General features: G+C 70.3%; 14 protein-coding genes. 9 read left to right on the forward strand and 5 right to left on the reverse strand.

Features of this window, described 5'->3' with window-relative positions; all coding sequences use genetic code 11:
- Positions 1–69 precede the first annotated feature (69 nt).
- Positions 70–1698: a hypothetical protein gene (locus tag DA085_RS14425; protein WP_109473682.1), complete on the forward strand. Its 1629-nt coding sequence runs from the start codon at positions 70–72 to the stop codon at positions 1696–1698.
- A 97-nt stretch (positions 1699–1795) separates the two neighbouring features.
- On the opposite strand, the gene DA085_RS14430 is transcribed toward DA085_RS14425, so the two are convergent.
- From DA085_RS14430 to DA085_RS14440, 3 genes are read right to left on the reverse strand one after another with little or no spacing between them, the layout of a single operon-like run.
- On the reverse strand, positions 1796–2731 hold the full coding sequence (locus DA085_RS14430; RefSeq protein WP_109473683.1) for a carbohydrate ABC transporter permease: 936 nt from the start codon (positions 2729–2731) through the stop codon (positions 1796–1798).
- Positions 2728–4080, reverse strand: a complete 1353-nt coding sequence (locus DA085_RS14435) for an ABC transporter permease subunit (RefSeq protein ID WP_109473684.1) — start codon at positions 4078–4080, stop codon at positions 2728–2730. The genes DA085_RS14430 and DA085_RS14435 overlap by 4 nt, the downstream gene beginning before the upstream one ends.
- A gap of 19 nt (positions 4081–4099) precedes the next feature.
- Entirely contained in the window at positions 4100–5512 is a 1413-nt protein-coding gene (locus tag DA085_RS14440; protein WP_237565532.1) for an ABC transporter substrate-binding protein, read from the reverse strand.
- A gap of 237 nt (positions 5513–5749) precedes the next feature.
- Here DA085_RS14440 and DA085_RS14445 point away from each other — a divergent pair, with 237 nt between their 5' ends.
- On the forward strand, positions 5750–7120 hold the full coding sequence (locus tag DA085_RS14445; protein ID WP_109473686.1) for an FAD-binding oxidoreductase: 1371 nt from the start codon (positions 5750–5752) through the stop codon (positions 7118–7120).
- A gap of 73 nt (positions 7121–7193) precedes the next feature.
- On the opposite strand, the gene DA085_RS14450 is transcribed toward DA085_RS14445, so the two are convergent.
- Entirely contained in the window at positions 7194–7610 is a 417-nt protein-coding gene (locus DA085_RS14450; RefSeq protein ID WP_109473687.1) for a MarR family winged helix-turn-helix transcriptional regulator, read from the reverse strand.
- 97 nt (positions 7611–7707) lie between these two features.
- On the opposite strand from DA085_RS14450, the gene DA085_RS14455 reads away from it, so the two are divergent.
- Both DA085_RS14455 and DA085_RS14460 read left to right on the forward strand, forming a co-directional pair.
- Positions 7708–8157, forward strand: coding sequence for a DUF6069 family protein (locus DA085_RS14455; protein WP_109473688.1), 450 nt, complete (start codon positions 7708–7710; stop codon positions 8155–8157).
- Positions 8154–8504: a PPOX class F420-dependent oxidoreductase gene (locus DA085_RS14460; RefSeq protein WP_109473689.1), complete on the forward strand. Its 351-nt coding sequence runs from the start codon at positions 8154–8156 to the stop codon at positions 8502–8504. The genes DA085_RS14455 and DA085_RS14460 overlap by 4 nt, the downstream gene beginning before the upstream one ends.
- Positions 8505–8563: 59 nt before the next feature.
- Here DA085_RS14460 and DA085_RS14465 read toward each other — a convergent pair whose 3' ends face one another.
- Positions 8564–10195: a PucR family transcriptional regulator gene (locus tag DA085_RS14465; RefSeq protein WP_237565533.1), complete on the reverse strand. Its 1632-nt coding sequence runs from the start codon at positions 10193–10195 to the stop codon at positions 8564–8566.
- A gap of 130 nt (positions 10196–10325) precedes the next feature.
- Here DA085_RS14465 and DA085_RS14470 point away from each other — a divergent pair, with 130 nt between their 5' ends.
- From DA085_RS14470 to DA085_RS21020, 5 genes are read left to right on the forward strand one after another with little or no spacing between them, the layout of a single operon-like run.
- Entirely contained in the window at positions 10326–11819 is a 1494-nt protein-coding gene (locus DA085_RS14470) for a CoA-acylating methylmalonate-semialdehyde dehydrogenase (protein ID WP_109473690.1), read from the forward strand.
- Positions 11820–11845: 26 nt separating this feature from the next.
- Entirely contained in the window at positions 11846–13213 is a 1368-nt protein-coding gene (locus DA085_RS14475) for an aspartate aminotransferase family protein (RefSeq protein ID WP_109473691.1), read from the forward strand.
- Between the two features lie 49 nt (positions 13214–13262).
- Complete coding sequence (locus tag DA085_RS21015; protein ID WP_154402212.1) at positions 13263–13403, forward strand: hypothetical protein; 141 nt, start codon at positions 13263–13265, stop codon at positions 13401–13403.
- Positions 13403–14950: a sodium/proline symporter gene (locus tag DA085_RS14480; protein WP_109473692.1), complete on the forward strand. Its 1548-nt coding sequence runs from the start codon at positions 13403–13405 to the stop codon at positions 14948–14950. Before DA085_RS21015 ends, DA085_RS14480 begins: the two co-directional genes overlap by 1 nt.
- On the forward strand, positions 14947–15537 hold the full coding sequence (locus tag DA085_RS21020; RefSeq protein WP_154402213.1) for a hypothetical protein: 591 nt from the start codon (positions 14947–14949) through the stop codon (positions 15535–15537). Before DA085_RS14480 ends, DA085_RS21020 begins: the two co-directional genes overlap by 4 nt.
- Positions 15538–15583: the final 46 nt, after the last annotated feature.

Here is a 15583-nt window from a genome sequence, read left to right on the forward strand (position 1 = left end):
GCCGGGCCTCTGACCGGCACCGTCTAGCATGTGGGCACACCTCCACCTGCGCCTCGAAGGACTCCCCGGATGACGCCGATCAGTAGGACCGGCCGCACCGGGGACGACACGGCAGCCACCGCGCCCGAACCCGACCCGGAGCCCGCGGCGCGGTGGGCCTGGCTCTGGCTCTGGAGCCGGGTCGTCCTGCTGCCGGTCGTCGTGCTGTTGCCCCTCCTCCACCTGCCGCTGGTGGCCGACCACCGGTTCAACATCTTCCGGTACGGCGGCGACCTCACCAGGAACCCCTGGGAGATCATCGCCGCGCCGATCTCGTCGGTTCCCAACTACCTCGGGCACGGCAACTTCCGGCCGTTGGCGCGGATGGTCGAGCAGGGGCAGGACTTCCTCGCCCTGTCCCTGAGCAGGGTGACCGACCTGCCGGTCCCGATGGCGCTGCGCGTGGTGGCCCTGGTCTTTGCCGTCCTGGTCTGCGTCGCGGCCGTCCTGTGGGCGGAGACGCTGAGCCGCGAGGGACCGGCCCTGAGCGGGCGGCCGTCCGCCCTGGCGCTGCTGACAGCGCTCACGTTCCCGATGTTCCTGGTCGCCTCCACCGGGTCGGCCGTCGTGCTCTACACCTCGCTGTACGCCTGCTCGGTCGCGGTCGTGCTGCTGGTCGCGAGCTGGACCTCCCGCCGGGCCGGGTTCGACTCCCGACGGGCGGGGCCGGTGCTCCTGGTCGCAGCGGTCCTCATAGGTGCTGCCATGGCGGCCTTCAACGAGATCACCTACCTCGCCGTGCCCCTGGCCGTGGTCACCGTCGCGGCGCGAGGACTCCTGACACTCCGTATGCGGCTCGTCGACGTCCTGGTCAGCAGGGCGGCGCGGGTCGTGCTCGCGGCCGCTGTCGGGTTCGCAGCGGTGCTGGTCCCGGTGCGGCTGCTCATCGCCGAACGCTGCGCCGACGGCGGGTGCTACGCCGCCTCGGACCTCAGCGTCACCGAGGCTGCCCTCCCGGCGCTGGGGCACCGGTTGCTCTCGGCGGTCCCACCGGTCCCGTGGCTGGCTGCCGAGCCGAGCCCGCAGCGGTGGGTGCCCCAGACCGATCCTGTTCTCCTGGGCAGCCTGGGAGCCCTCGCCGTGCTGGTTCTCCTCACGGCCTGGGAGGTGCGGACCCGGCACCTGCCGCCCTGGCGGGTCGTTCTCGTCGTGGTGCTGGCAGGTCTCGCGCTCCTGGTCGGGTCCAGCCTGGCGATGGCCCTCACCACGGAGGTCCAGAACCGTGTGGCCGGTGGTGAGTGGCCGGTGGGTCGCGGCTGGCGCGACCTCTGGCTGGTGGCTGCGGCCGGGAGCGTCGTCGTCGCCGGGGTCGGCTGCCTGCTCGCCCGGATCGCCGGTGGGCCGCACCGACGTGCTGGACGCCTGGTGATGATGGCACTGGTCGTGCTGCTGGGGACGGGCTCAAGCGTCACGCTAGGGGTCAACGAGGCGCAGGACGCCCACGAACGTGCGGGCAGCGAGGGCGACCTGTTCGACCGGATCTCCGTCGCGCTCGCGGACCACGACACCGGGACCGACGCGCAGCGGTGCGCCCTGCTCGCCGAGTTCGCCACGATCCACCCGCAGCGCCTGGACTGGCAGGAGCGTCTCGACACGGCCCTGGAGTCGGCCTCGCAGGCCTGGCACCAGGCCCCCTTCTGCTCAGGCGACCACGACTGAGCCGCACGCCTCCACCCGACGCGCGCTGCGGCATACGGGCTGAGAAGCCTGCGGGCGGGGCCGGTCACCACGAGCCCTGTCCGGGCTGCCGTCCCCTCTACTTCACCGAGCCGGCCAGGACCCCCTGCTCGAAGTAGCGCTGGAACGAGAAGAAGACCACGAGGGGCACCACCAGGGAGAGGAAGGCACCCGTGGCGAGGACGTCGATGTTGGACCCGAACTGACGTGCCTGGGACTGCAGTGCGACGGTGAGCGGCGCTGCGGAGGAGTCGGCGAAGACCAGCGCGATCAGCATGTCGTTCCACACCCAGAGGAACTGGAAGATGCCGAGCGAGGCGATGGCCGGCAGGCCCAGCGGCATGATGACGCTCCGGAAGATGCGCCACTCCCCCGCGCCGTCCATCCGCGCAGCCTCGAGCAGCTCCTTGGGGACGCCGGCGAAGAAGTTGCGCAGCAGGAAGACCGCGAAGGGCAGCCCGAAGGCGACGTGGAAGAGGATCACCGACAGCCTGGTCCCGTAGATCCCCAGGTCACCGAAGAGCCCGGCGACCGGGATCAGCGCCACCTGCACCGGCACGACCAGCAGCCCGACCACGACGATGAACAGCCAGTCCCGCCCGGGGAAGTCCATCCAGGCGAACGCGTAGGCCGCCAGCGAGGCGAGCACGACGACCAGTACGGTGGCCGGCACCGTGATCCAGACCGTGTTGAAGAAGGCGTTGACCATGCCCTCGTTCGACAGCAGGTTCTGGTAGTTGTCCAAGGTCAGCTGGGCGGGCGCGGTCAGGGCGTTCCACCAGCCGGAGGCGGTGTTGTCCTGGGCGCTGCGGAGCGAGGAGAAGAACAGGCCCAGGGTCGGCAGCAACCAGAAGACGGCGATGAGCGTGAGCACGACCGACACCAGACCGCGGTTCAGGAAGGCGGTGATGCGCGAGCCCCAGCCGCCGAGGGGGCCGGTCACCCGCTTCGGGGGCCGCTGCGTCTCGACGGTCTCGGGAACGGTCGCGGCACCGCCGCCGGTGGCGACACTCATTGCTGCTCCTGCCGGAAGCGACGGATGTTGAAGAGCATGGCCGGCAGGACCAGCAGGAACAGGAACACGCCGAGCGCGCTGCCGAGCCCGAAGTCCTGGGCACCGCCGAAGGACACCGACCACATCTGGACCGCGATCACGTTGGCCGCCTGGGCCGACGAACCGGGGGCGATGATGTAGACGAGGTCGAAGATCTTGAGGACGTTGATGATCATGGTCACCAGGACCACCGTGAGCACGGGCGCGAGCAACGGCACGGTGATCAGCCGGAACACCTGCCACTCGTTGGCACCGTCGATCCGCGCGGCCTCGAGCGCGTCCCTCGGGATGGCGGCCAGGCCGGCGCCGATGAGCACCATCGCGAACCCGGCCCACATCCAGACATAGGCCACGATGATCGCCGGCGTCACCAGGTCGGGACCCAGCCAGGAGACCCCGCGGAACGGCTGGGCGAAGTTGCCGGCCGGCAGCGCGAGCTGGTAGCCGCCGGGATCCAGCCCCTCCAGCACGAACAGGCCCTGGTCGTCCGTCGTGGCCTCGGCCACCACCTCGCCGTCCCGCAGCGCCTGGACGACCACACCGGGCAGGGCCGACTCGTTGTCGTCGATCTCGCCGGGCGCGCCTCCCCCGCCGCGGGCGAAGTCGAACCAGACGGTGCCGGTGATGGCGTCGGCCGCGGGCTCCCCCGCGGCCTGTGCCGCACTCGGGTCCTCGGGCAGGGCGTCACCCTCGACCCCGACGAGGGGCAGCGGGACGGTGCTGCCGGGCTCGACGGTGTCGGCCGTGGCGTAGCCTCCGGCGGCGGCCGGCGGGAGCGCGTCCGCGTCCCTTGGCCGGGCGCCGGGGTACTGCGCGGAGCTGCTGAAGACGTCGTGCACCCCGGTCACGACGGCGTTCGCCACCCCGCGGTCCGGGTCCTGGTCGTAGACGACCCGGAAGATGATGCCGGCGGCCAGGAAGGAGATGGCCATCGGCATGAAGACGATGAGCTTGAAGGCCGTGCCCCACCGCACCCGCTCGGTCAGGACGGCGAAGATCAGCCCCAGCACGGTCACCAGGGCCGGCGCGACCAGGACCCAGATGAGGTTGTTCTTGAGGGCGGTGAAGGTGTCGGCGTCGGTGAAGATGCGCTGGTAGTTGCCGAGCCCGATGAAGGCCCGGCCACTGCGGTCGAACAGGCTGCGCCAGACCGAGTAGACGATCGGCCAGAGCACCAGGGCCAGCAGGACCACACCGGCCGGAGCCAGGAACAGCCAGGCCAGCCACCGACCCTCGCGCGCGGGTGGTCGGCGCGTCCGGGCGGGGGTACCTCCCCCGCCCGGACGGACCTGGGTCGCGGTCTGACTCACGGGTATGCCGTTCGCTCGGTCAGCGTCCGTAGGCCTTGCTCGCGTTGGCCTCCAGGCTGTCCATCACGCCCTGGACGTCCGAGGGGTCGGCCAGGAAGTCGGTGAGGTCCTGCCACATCCCCTGTCCAGGGGTGCCACCGAAAGCCGAGGGCATCTGGTCGGACATGTCGAACCGGAACGCGTCACCGGCCGCGATCAGCCCCTCGGCGATGCCTCGGGAGATGTCGTCGGGGTAGAGCGCGGTGTCCACGCTCTTGTTCGGCGAGGTGAAGCCTCCCTCGGCGACCCAGATCTCGGCCGCCTCCGGGGAGGCCAGGTAGGACATGAGCGCCATCGTCGCCTCGGTGTCGGTGAACGCCACCGCGACGTCACCGCCGCCGACGACGGCCGGCGCCTCGCCCACTGCGGGGAACGGGAAGAAGTTGGCGTCCTCACCGACCACTGCCTCGGTCTCTCCACCGATCACACCGGCCACGAAGTCACCCTCGTAGACCATGGCGGCGTCACCGCTGCTGAACACCCTCGTCACCGAGGTCGGGAAGTCCGTCTGCAGCGCGCCCTCGGCGACGAACCCGTCGGCGCCCCAGATCTCGGCCAGGGTGTTGAGGGCCTCCTCGACGGAGGGGTCGGTCCACGGGATCTCGTGGTTGGTGAGCTGGTCGTACATGTCGGGGCCCGCCTGGGACAGGTAGACGTTCTCGAACCAGTCGGTCAGGGTCCAGCCGTCCGCACCGGCGACCGACCACGGCGTCACTCCCGAGTCCGAGACGGTCTGGGACGCGGTCACCAGGTCGTCCCAGGTCTCCGGCGGGGTCACGCCGGCCGCATCGAGCGCCTCGACGTCGTACCAGATCGTGGACTTGTTGGCGGCCTTGAACCACACGCCGTACAGATCACCGTCGACGGTGCCGAGGTCCTTCCAGACCGGCGCGTAGTTGGCGTCGATGGTGGCCTCGACGTCCTCCGTCAGTGGCTTCAGGGCGTCGCGGCCCGCGAACTCGTTCAGCAGACCCGGCTGGGGCAGGAAGGCCACGTCGGGCGGGTTGCCGCCCTCGACGCGGGGGGTGAGCACAGGGGCGATGTCGTCGCCGGTCGAGGTGTACTGGACGGTGGCACCGGTCTGCTCCTCGAAGGAGTCCAGCACCATCGTGAAACGCTCCTGCTCGGTGCCGGTCCACACGGCGGCCACCTCGAGCTCCTCACCCGACAGGTCCGGAAGGGCCGCGCCCTCGCCGCCGGCGGTGCCGCCCTCGGTCGCCTCCGACCCGTCGGTCGCGCCCGTGCTCTCACCGCCGTCCGCCGGGGTCTCGTCCACGGTCGAACCGTTGTCACCGACGTCCTCGGCGGGGGTGTCCGTCCCGGTGTCGCCTCCGCACGCAGTGAGCGCCAGGACCAATGCCGTCGCCGTGGCGATTCCTACTGACCTCTTCACGATGAGCTCCTTCGCACAGGGAGTTGGGTTCTCTTCAACCTAGCGAAGGCGGTCCCGACACCACGAGGGGGTATCGGTCACGATTCGGCATCGGTCCCGCGGCACCCCTGGACACAGTCTGACCGTCAGCGGCCGTGTCCCTCCTCCTGCGCCGTGTCCGCACGTCTCCGCAGGGCTGAGCTGCCGAGAGTTCCTCCCGGTGGTGAGCCTGGTCACCAGCGGCTCTACGGTGGGTGCATGACGACCAGCGCAACCCTCGCCGCCCTGGCCGACACCCTGCCCGACGGGGTCGTCGTCACCGATCCGGACCGGCTAGCCGGCTACCGCTACGACCGCGCCCAGGACCCAGAGGCCGGGACACCGCTGGCCCTGGTCCGCCCGACGACCACGGCCGAGGTGCAGTCCACCCTGCGCTGGTGTGCCGCCCACGGGGTCAAGGTGGTGACTCGCGGGGCAGGCACAGGCCTGTCCGGAGGGTCGACCGCGCAGGACGGAGTGCTGCTGCTCTCGACCGAGCGGATGCGCGCGCTGAGCGTCGACACCGCCACCCGGACCGCGACGGTCCAGCCCGGGTTGCTGAACGCGGAGGTCAAGGCCGCGGCCGCCGAGCACGGGCTGTGGTACCCACCGGACCCCTCCTCCTTCGAGATCTGCTCGATCGGCGGCAACGTCGCCACCAACGCCGGGGGCCTGTGCTGCGTGAAGTACGGCGTGACCAGCGACTATGTTCTCGGCCTCGAGGTGGTGCTCGCCGACGGACGCGCGGTCCGGTTCGGGGGCCGGCACATCAAGGACTCGGCAGGGCTCTCCCTCACCAAGCTGTTCGTCGGCAGCGAGGGCGTGCTCGGCATCATCACCGAAGTGACGCTGCGGCTCCTGCCTCCACAGCCGCCCAGGGCCACTGTCGTCGGCATGTTCTCCTCCGTGTCCGACGCCGGGCGGGCGGTGCTTGCCGTGACCAACCAGATCCGTCCCGCCCTGTTGGAGTTCATGGACTCCGTCGCCATCAACGCGGTCGAGGACGAGCTGCACATGGGCCTCCCGCGGGAGGCCGCGGCGCTCCTGGTCGCCCAGTCCGACGCCCCGGGGGCTGCCGGCCAGGCGGAGATGGCCCTCATCGAGGAGTCGTTCCGTGCCCACGGCGCCACGGAGACCTTCGCCACCGACGACCCGGCGGACGGCGAGGCGTTCACCGCAGCACGCCGGGCGGCGATCCCCGCCGTCGAGAAGCTCGGCACCCTCCTGCTGGAGGACGTGGGGGTTCCGCTGCCCGTCCTGACGGACCTCATCGAGGGTGTCGCAGCGATCGCCGCCGCCCAGGACGTGACCATCTCGGTGATCGCCCATGCCGGTGACGGGAACACCCATCCGCTCATCGCCTTCGACGCCTCCGACGCCGCCCAGCGAGCCCGTGCTCACGAGGCCTTCGGCCAGATCATGGACCTGGCGATCTCACTGGGCGGCACCATCACCGGCGAGCACGGCGTGGGGCGTCTTAAGAAGGCCTGGCTGCCCAACCAGGTCGGGCCAGACGTGATGCAGCTGACCGCCGCGATCAAGGCTGCCCTCGACCCGGACGGTCTCCTCAACCCTGGCGTGATGGTGTGAGGGACGGGAGGCTCCCACACCTCTGTGGGGACCGTGGCGCAGGCCGCCACCGCACGGCCGGGGCTCCTGGGGGCTAAGGGCCTGGTTCCAGCAACCGGTCCAACAACGTGGACAGGGTGCGCCGTTCGGCTGCGTCGAGCTTCGCGGTCACCGTGGAGCGGTTCGCCACCCGCTCGGCCAGCCGCGCCCGCAGGTCGGCCCCGTCCGGTGTGAGCTGGAGCAGCTTCACCCGCCGGTCCTGTCCGGCCACCCGCTCCACCAGGCCGGACCGTTCGAGACGGTCGGCGACACCGGTGAGGTTGGACGGTTCGCAGCTGAGGTGGTCGGCCACCGCACGCATCGGCCTGGCCCGGTCCAGGAAGAGGAGCGAGCGGGCCTGCAGCGCCGTGAGGCCGAACTCCGCCGCCACGGCCGCGAAGTCGGAGCGCATCTGCTCGGTCACCTGGAACAGGCGGGCGCTGAGCAGGTGCGCCTCGGAGAGAGTCGGCATGCCGACATAGTAGTCCTGAATAACAGTTGACACTCATCATCAATCGTGTGACGATCGATTTACTGATTATCCATAACTATCAAGGAGTTGAAGCATCATGAGAACCCTCGCACCGTGGCGCACCGCTCTGACGGTTGGACTGGTGATCAGCGCGCTCAACGTGGTGATCCTGACGCTCGGGCGCGCCCTCGGCACCGACTTCGTCGTCCAACCGGCCGGAAGCGCGGCTACCACCGAGATCGGCATCGGCATGGTCGTTGCAGCGTCGGTCGGGCCGGCCCTGCTCGGAGGCGTCGCACTGTGGCTGGCCGCCCGTCGAGGCAACCGCTCGTGGCGGGCCGTTGGCTGGCTCGGGTTGGCCGTCGGCCTCCTCACGGTCCCCGCCCCCTTCACCGCTCAGGCGTCGACCCAGACCACCCTGGTCCTGGCGTCGATGCACGTCGTCGCCGGCGTGGCCTGGGTCATCGCCGTGCGGAGGCAGGCGCTGCCTGAAGCGGCAACGGACCCCGACCGGTCCCAGCAGCGGACAGGGGTGAGCCACGCATGAGCGTCTTCACTGACGCCCAGGTCGCGTTCCTGGCCGGACGGCGGCTGGCCCGGTTGGCGACCGTTGGTCGCGACGGCACCCCACATGTGACTCCCGTCGGGATGTGGAGCCACAACACCGAGCGGGACACGATCGACGTGACGGGCCGAGCCTTCGCGACGACCAAGAAGTTCCGCGACGTGGCCGCCACCGGGCGCGCTGCCATCGTCATCGACGACCTCGCCAGCACGGACCCGTGGCAGCCCCGTGGCGTCGAGGTCCGAGGGCGCGCAGAGGCGGCCCCTGGTGAGCCGGCCTTCGTCCGGATCCATCCCGATCGCGTCATCAGTTGGGGAATCGACGAGTGAGCGCTCCCTGCGCCGGGCGAGCGACCGGGACCTTTCGAGCCGGGAACGGCGGCATCAGGTCACGCCTGCAGACGCTTCCAGAGCAGGGCGACGTGGAGTGCGGCCCGCGACTCGGGATCGTCCAGCGAGACACCGAGGCACTCCTCGAGCCGGTGGAGGCGGGCGTAGAGGGACTGCCGGCTCAGGTGCCCCGCGCGCGCGACCTTGCTCTTGTTGCCGCCGTGTCGCAGGTAGAGCTCCAGCAGATCCAGCCCCCACGTCGGACGTCCGGCGAGCAGCGGCCCGAGCTCGGTCTGGGCGAAGGTCCGCACCCGGGGGTTGTCCGCCAGCAGCGCCACCAGCCCACGGAGACGGATGTCCTCGAAGCGGTAGAACGGCAGCTCCCTGGTCTCCGTGGCAGCGGCGGTGCGCGCCACGTCGGCGGACTCGGCGACTCCCGCCGCGCCACCGGTCAGGGACTCCTGCGCTGGTCCCACACCGACGGTCCAGGCACCGACCGCACGCGGTTCCCTGGGGCCGCGACGGCTGGCGTCGCCTGACCGACCGGTCCGCTCCCTGACGCTGCCGACCAGGCGGGTCAGCGTCTCGTCCACGTCTGCCTGCTGGCCGAGGCCGAGCAGCAGTGCGAAGGTGCCGGTGCGGAGGGCGGCGGCGAAGACGCTGCTCACCAACGGGCGCGCGGCGCCCAGCCAACCGTCCAGCAGGGCCTGTTCCCGCATCTGCAGCTGTGTCAGGTCCTCGTCCACCCCTGGCGTCAGGTGCACCGCGACGGGGACATAGAGGTCCGCCGCACGCAGCCCCAACGCGGCCGCCCGGGTGCGTGCCTCGTCCTCGGTCAGGTCACCGGCAACCAGCGCCTGGAGGAAACCGGCCTGTGCCCGCTGCAGCAGGTCCGCCTCGTCACGTGCCGCCATCCGCGCCAGGGTCAGTGCCTGACCGGCCCGCTCCAGCACGAGCATCGCCTCCGCGTCGTCCGGGTCCACCCCCGGCGAGACGAGCCGCCCCCAGACGTGTCCGCCCGCGACGACAGCCACCTGACCCTCGGTCTCGGCCCTGTGGGTCAGTCGTTCCGAGGCGTACTCGCCGTCCCCGTCTGCGGGGGCACTGAGCAGCATCCGGTGGGCGACGTCCTCCAGGACGACGGGCCGGTCGAGCAGCCGAGCGGTGATCTCGACGATCCGCTGCTCGTCTGCCGACTCGAGGTTGAGCTGGGTGAAGATCTCGTGCACGCGGCGTGACCGCTCGACACGGGCCAGCTGCTCGCCGATGAGGAGCCGGTGCGCAGCCTGGGTGACCCGGACGAACTTGATCCGGCGGCGCAGGACGACCACCGGGAGGGTGAGCCCCTCGACCGCCTCCTGAACCGCCGCCAGTGCGGCCTCGTCGGGCCGCCCCTGCTCGTCCACCAACTCGATCAGCGCGGCGGCGGCCCCTCCATCCTCGAGTCCCTGGAGGAAGCGGTGCACCCGCACGGCCGAGGTCCGGAAGCCGCCCGCTGTGCTGAGCACCACCTCGCCGCCCTCGATGAGGGCCCCGACGCCCTCTGCGTCGGCCACGTGCACCCAGCGCACGGGCCGGTTGAGCTGCGCCTCGCCGTTGATGATCTCCGGCCCCCCGAAACGGACCTCGTCCAGCTCGAGGACCGCGCGGACGGTCAACCGCTCGTCGGCCTCGCCGGGTGCCACGATCACGTGGACAGTGTGTCATGCAGCGTGCACAAAGACCTGACACCCTGTCGCTGCCGCTCGCGCCCGGCACGCGTCAGACTCAGGGACACTCGGCAGCCCAGCGCGCCCCCACACCGCCATCGAAGGAGATCGGATGCAGACCGTCGGACACTGGATCAACGGCCAGGCCGCACCCCCGCGGCAGGATGCCCGCCTCGGGGACGTCTACAACCCGGCGACGGGCAAGGTGGTCCGCCGCGTCGAGCTGGCCACCGCCGACCAGGTTCGCGAGGCGATCACGGTCGCCGCGCAGACCTTCCCGACCTGGCGTGAGACGTCCCTGAGCAAGCGGACGGGGATCGTCTTCCGCTTCCGCGAGCTGCTCAACGAGCGCAAGGACGAGCTGGCCGCGATCATCACCGAGGAGCATGGCAAGGTCCTCAGCGACGCCCTGGGCGAGGTGAGTCGCGGACAGGAGGTCGTCGAGTTCGCCTGTGGCATCCCGCACCTGCTCAAGGGCGGCTTCACCGAGAACGCCTCCACCGGCGTGGACGTGCACTCCGTGCGCCAGCCGCTGGGCGTGAGCGCGATCATCGCGCCCTTCAACTTCCCGGCCATGGTGCCGATGTGGTTCTTCCCGGTCGCCATCGCCGCCGGCAACACGGTCGTGCTCAAGCCCTCCGAGAAGGACCCCTCGGCCGCCAACTGGATGGCCGAGCTGTGGAGGGAGGCCGGGCTGCCCGACGGTGTGTTCAACGTCGTACACGGCGACAAGGAGGCGGTCGACACCCTGCTCACCGACCCGCAGGTCGCCTCCGTGTCGTTCGTGGGCTCGACCCCGATCGCGAAGTACGTCTACGAGCAGGCCACCGCGGCCGGCAAGCGGGTCCAGGCCCTCGGCGGCGCCAAGAACCACATGCTGGTGCTCCCCGATGCCGATCTGGACCTGGCTGCGGACGCCGCAGTGAGCGCGGGCTACGGCGCCGCGGGTGAGCGCTGCATGGCGATCTCAGCCGTCGTGGCCGTGGACTCGGTTGCTGACGAGCTGGTCGCCAAGATCGCCGAGCGCGCCAAGGGGCTGCGCGTCGGGGACGGCACGCGTGAGACAGACATGGGCCCCCTCATCACCGGTGAGCACCGGGACAGGGTGGCCGGGTACGTCGACGCGGGCGAGCAGGCCGGCGCCGAGGTGGTTCTCGACGGTCGCGACGTCGAACCCGACGCCGACGGATCCGGCTTCTTCCTCAACCCGACCCTGCTCGACCAGGTGAAGCCGGACATGACCGTCTACACCGACGAGATCTTCGGTCCGGTGCTGTCCGTCGTCCGGGTCGAGGGCTACGAGGAGGGCCTGGCGCTCATCAACGCCAACCCCTACGGCAACGGCACGGCGATCTTCACCAATGACGGCGGTGCCGCACGCAAGTTCCAGAACGAGGTCGAGGTCGGGATGATCGGCGTCAACGTGCCGATCCCCGTGCCCATGTCCTACTACTCCTTCGGCGGTTGGAAGAACAGCCTGTTCGGCGACACGCACGCCCACGGGATGGAGGGTGTGCACTTCTTCACCCGCGGCAAGGTCGTGACCACCCGCTGGCTCGACCCGAGCCACGCCGGCCTGCAGCTCGGCTTCCCGACCAACGCCTGAGACCCGAAGACGCGAGAGGAACAACCATGACCGTAGAGACGACCGCGGTGACGCGCACCGACATCGAGAACGGGCGCCGGGCCTATGAGCTCGACCGCGCGCACGTCTTCCATTCCTGGCAGGCACAGGCGCCGTTCCAGCCGATGACCGTGCTGGCCGCCTCGGGCTCCCACGTGTGGGACGGCGAGGGCAACCGGCTGCTCGACCTGTCCTCGCAGCTGGTCAACACCAACATCGGCCATCAGCACCCCGCCGTCGTGGCGGCCGTGCAGGAGCAGGCCGGCCGACTGTGCACGATCGCGCCGCAGCACGTCAACGACGCCCGCTCCGAGGCCGCGCGCCTCATCACCGAGCTGACGCCCGCCGGGCTGGACAAGGTGTTCTTCACCAACGGCGGGGCCGACGGCAACGAGCACGCCATCCGCATGGCGCGACTGCACACGGGGCGGCACAAGGTGCTCTCCGCGTACCGCAGCTACCACGGCGGCACGCAGCTCGCGGTCAACGTCACCGGCGACCCCCGCCGCTTCGCCAACGACTACTCGGCCGAGGGAGTCGTGCACTTCATGCCGGCCTACCTCTACCGCAGCTACTTCGGCTCCACGACCGAGGAGGAGGAGACCGCCCGGGCCCTGCGCCACCTCGAGGACCTGATCGTCCTCGAGGGCCCCAGCAACATCGCCGCCCTCATCCTGGAGACCATCCCGGGCACCGCGGGCATCTACCTGCCACCGGCCGGCTACCTCGCCGGGGTCCGCGAGCTCACGCGGCGCTACGGCATCGTCCTCATCCTCGACGAGGTGATGGCGGGCTTCGGCCGGGCCGGCGCCTGGTTCGCGTTCGACCACTGGGACATCACGCCCGACCTGATCACCTTCGCCAAGGGCGTCAACTCCGGCTATGTCCCGCTGGGTGGAGTAGTCATCAACTCCGAGATCGCGGCGACCTTCGACGAGCGTGTCTACCCGGGCGGTCTGACCTACTCCGGCCACCCGTTGGCGTGCGCCGCCGCTGTCGCCACGATCACGGCGATGCGCGAGGAGGGCATGATCGACAACGCGGCCCGTCTGGGACGCGAGGTCATCGGTCCGCGCCTGCGCGAGATCGCCGAGCGCCACCCCAGCGTGGGCGACGTCCGGGGCACCGGCTGCTTCTGGGCGGTCGAGCTGGTCCGGAACCGCGAGACCAGGGAACCCCTGGCCGAGTACGGTGGCAGCTCACCGGCCATGGCAGAGCTGACGAAGGCGCTCAGGGCCGGCGGCATCCTGCCGTTCGTCAACTTCAACCGCGTCCACATCGTCCCACCGCTGAACATTAGCGACGAGGACATCCTGGCCGGCCTGGCAGTGCTCGACGAGGCCCTGAAGGTGGCCGACGCACACGTGGTGGACTGAGCAACCCCACACCGGCCTTCGGCTCACGAGAGCGACAGAGGAGAACGACATGTTTGGGTTACCGGCAACGACGACGGCCATCATGATCGGCGTCCTGGGATTCTGGGTCGTCTACACCGTGGTCTTCTACATCAGTACCAGCAACTGGTCTGTCGAGGACGCTGAGGACGACCACGAGGAGGTGTCCTGATGAGTATCGAGCTGGGGTTCCTCGTCCTCTACTTTGCTGCGATGCTCGGCATCGGCGTGTGGGCGGCCCGCAGGAAGAGCGCAACGACGGAGGGTTTCCTGCTCGCCGACCGCAGCCTCGGACCGGCGGTGACCGCGCTCCGCCTGCAGAGCTCCTCGATGTCGGGCTACATGTTCCTGGGCGCCGGTTCCCTCGGCTACACCCAGGGCTACTTCGGCATGTGGTACGCCCTCGGCGACGTGGGCGGCGGGGTGCTCAACCTGTCGATCCTCGGGCGACGGATGCGCAAGCTGTCCGCGATGCTGGGGTCGATCACCTCGATCGGCTACCTGGAGCACCGCTACCCCTCCCCGTGGATCCGGGCGATCGCCGCGTCGGTCGCGCTGTTCTGCATGTTCTTCTATGTCCTTGCCCAGTTCCTCGCCGGTGGCCAGGGCCTGGCCATGGTCACGGGGCTGTCGGTCAACGTCTCGTTGGTGATCGCCGTCGGTGTCATCGTCGGCTACACCTTCCTCGGCGGCTACCTGGCTGTCGCGTACACGGACTTCGTCCAGGCGATCATCATGGTGATCGGGATGCTGTGGATCCTCATCGCCACCCTCCAGTACGTCGGTGGCCTCACCGCGGGCCACGAGGCCCTGGGTGCCCTCGACCCGGACCTGCTCACCATGTGGGGGGCCGAGCAGCAGTACCTGGGCCAGTGGGGCATCATCATCGGCGCCGTCCTCATCTTCTCCATCGGCTACATGGGTTGGCCGCACGTCAACGTCAGCCACATGGCGATGAAGCAGCCGTCGGTCGCGCGCCGGGCCGGGCTCTACGCCACGACCTTCAACCTGCTGTTCATCCCCGCGGCCTACCTCATCGGCATGATGGGCCTGCTCGTCGTCCCCAACCTGGACAACCCCGAGCTGGCGATCTTCGAGGTCGCCGAGACCGTCCTGCCGTCCTTTGCGCTGGGCGTCGTCATGGCGGCCATCATGGCGGCCATCATGTCCACCGCCGACGCGCTGCTCCTGCAGGCCGGCACCATCGCCTCGCACGACCTGTGGGGCCGGTTCCGCAAGAAGAAGATGGACGAGCGCACCGCCGTGACCGTCTCCCGCATCACGGTGCTGCTGCTGGCCGTCGTCGGCACGATCCTGGCCATCACCGAGCCGCCGGGTGTGTTCGACATCGTCGTGTTTGCGACGAGTGTGCTCGGCGCGGCCTTCGTGCCGGTCTACGTGTGCGCCGTGTGGTGGAAGAAGGCGAACACGCCCGGGGCCCTCGCCTCGATCGTCGTCGGCACTGTGGCCGCCGTCCTGGCACAGGTGGCCGGCTCGAGCGACACGATCGGCTTCGACTCCATGGGGATCGGCATCACCTGCTCGGTGATCGCCATCGTCGTCGTCTCGCTGCTCACGCAGCGCTCCCACCCCGTGCCCGACCGCGTCCTCCGTGCCGTGGAGGAGACCGCACGCGTGCGGCCCGTCCCGGCACGGCTGGCAGCCGGGGAGGATCCCACCCTGTCGGCGCAGCTGCCCGACCTGGACGACGTGCGGTGACGCCGGGCGGCAGCGACCTGGCGCTGACCGCGCCTCCGGAGCTCGTGTGGCCAGCGGTGGTGGCGCCGGAGGACGCGATCCGCACGGTCGCCCGCCGGCTGCACCCGGGTGTCGACCTGGCCGCACGCCTCTATCACCACCCGTTCCTCGGGATGATGTTCCTGTGCGGTGCCCCGGTGCGCAGGTTCAGGTCACGGACCGGCGCCGGACAGGTCCTGGCGGCTGTGGTCGTCGACCTGGTGGGTGGTCGCGCCTACCTGAGCGACCCGTGGAACGACGAGGACTTCACCACCCGGGCCGCCGCCCTAGGGGTGGCCGGCCCCGCAGCCACGACCCGCGGTGCTGCACCGGTGCGGGGCCCGGCGCCGCGCCTGCGCGAGGCAGAGGCGGTCGCGGCCGGCCGTTCCCTGCTCCCGGGCGTGCTGGCCCGGCGCCGCCGACTCGACCCGGTCGGTCCGGCCGAGCTGGCGGCGCCACTGATCTACTTCGGCAAACCGAACTGGTGGGTCACCGGTCGGGACGGTGACCGCAGCATCGAGGTGGTCGTCGATGCCCTGAGCGGACGACACTACGTCGCCTCGGCCTGAGCACCGGACCTGCACCCCGCTGCGCGGCACGGTCTACCAGCGAGCA

This window comes from Ornithinimicrobium cavernae (assembly GCF_003121625.1).
In the GTDB taxonomy this organism is placed as follows: domain Bacteria; phylum Actinomycetota; class Actinomycetes; order Actinomycetales; family Dermatophilaceae; genus Ornithinicoccus; species Ornithinicoccus cavernae.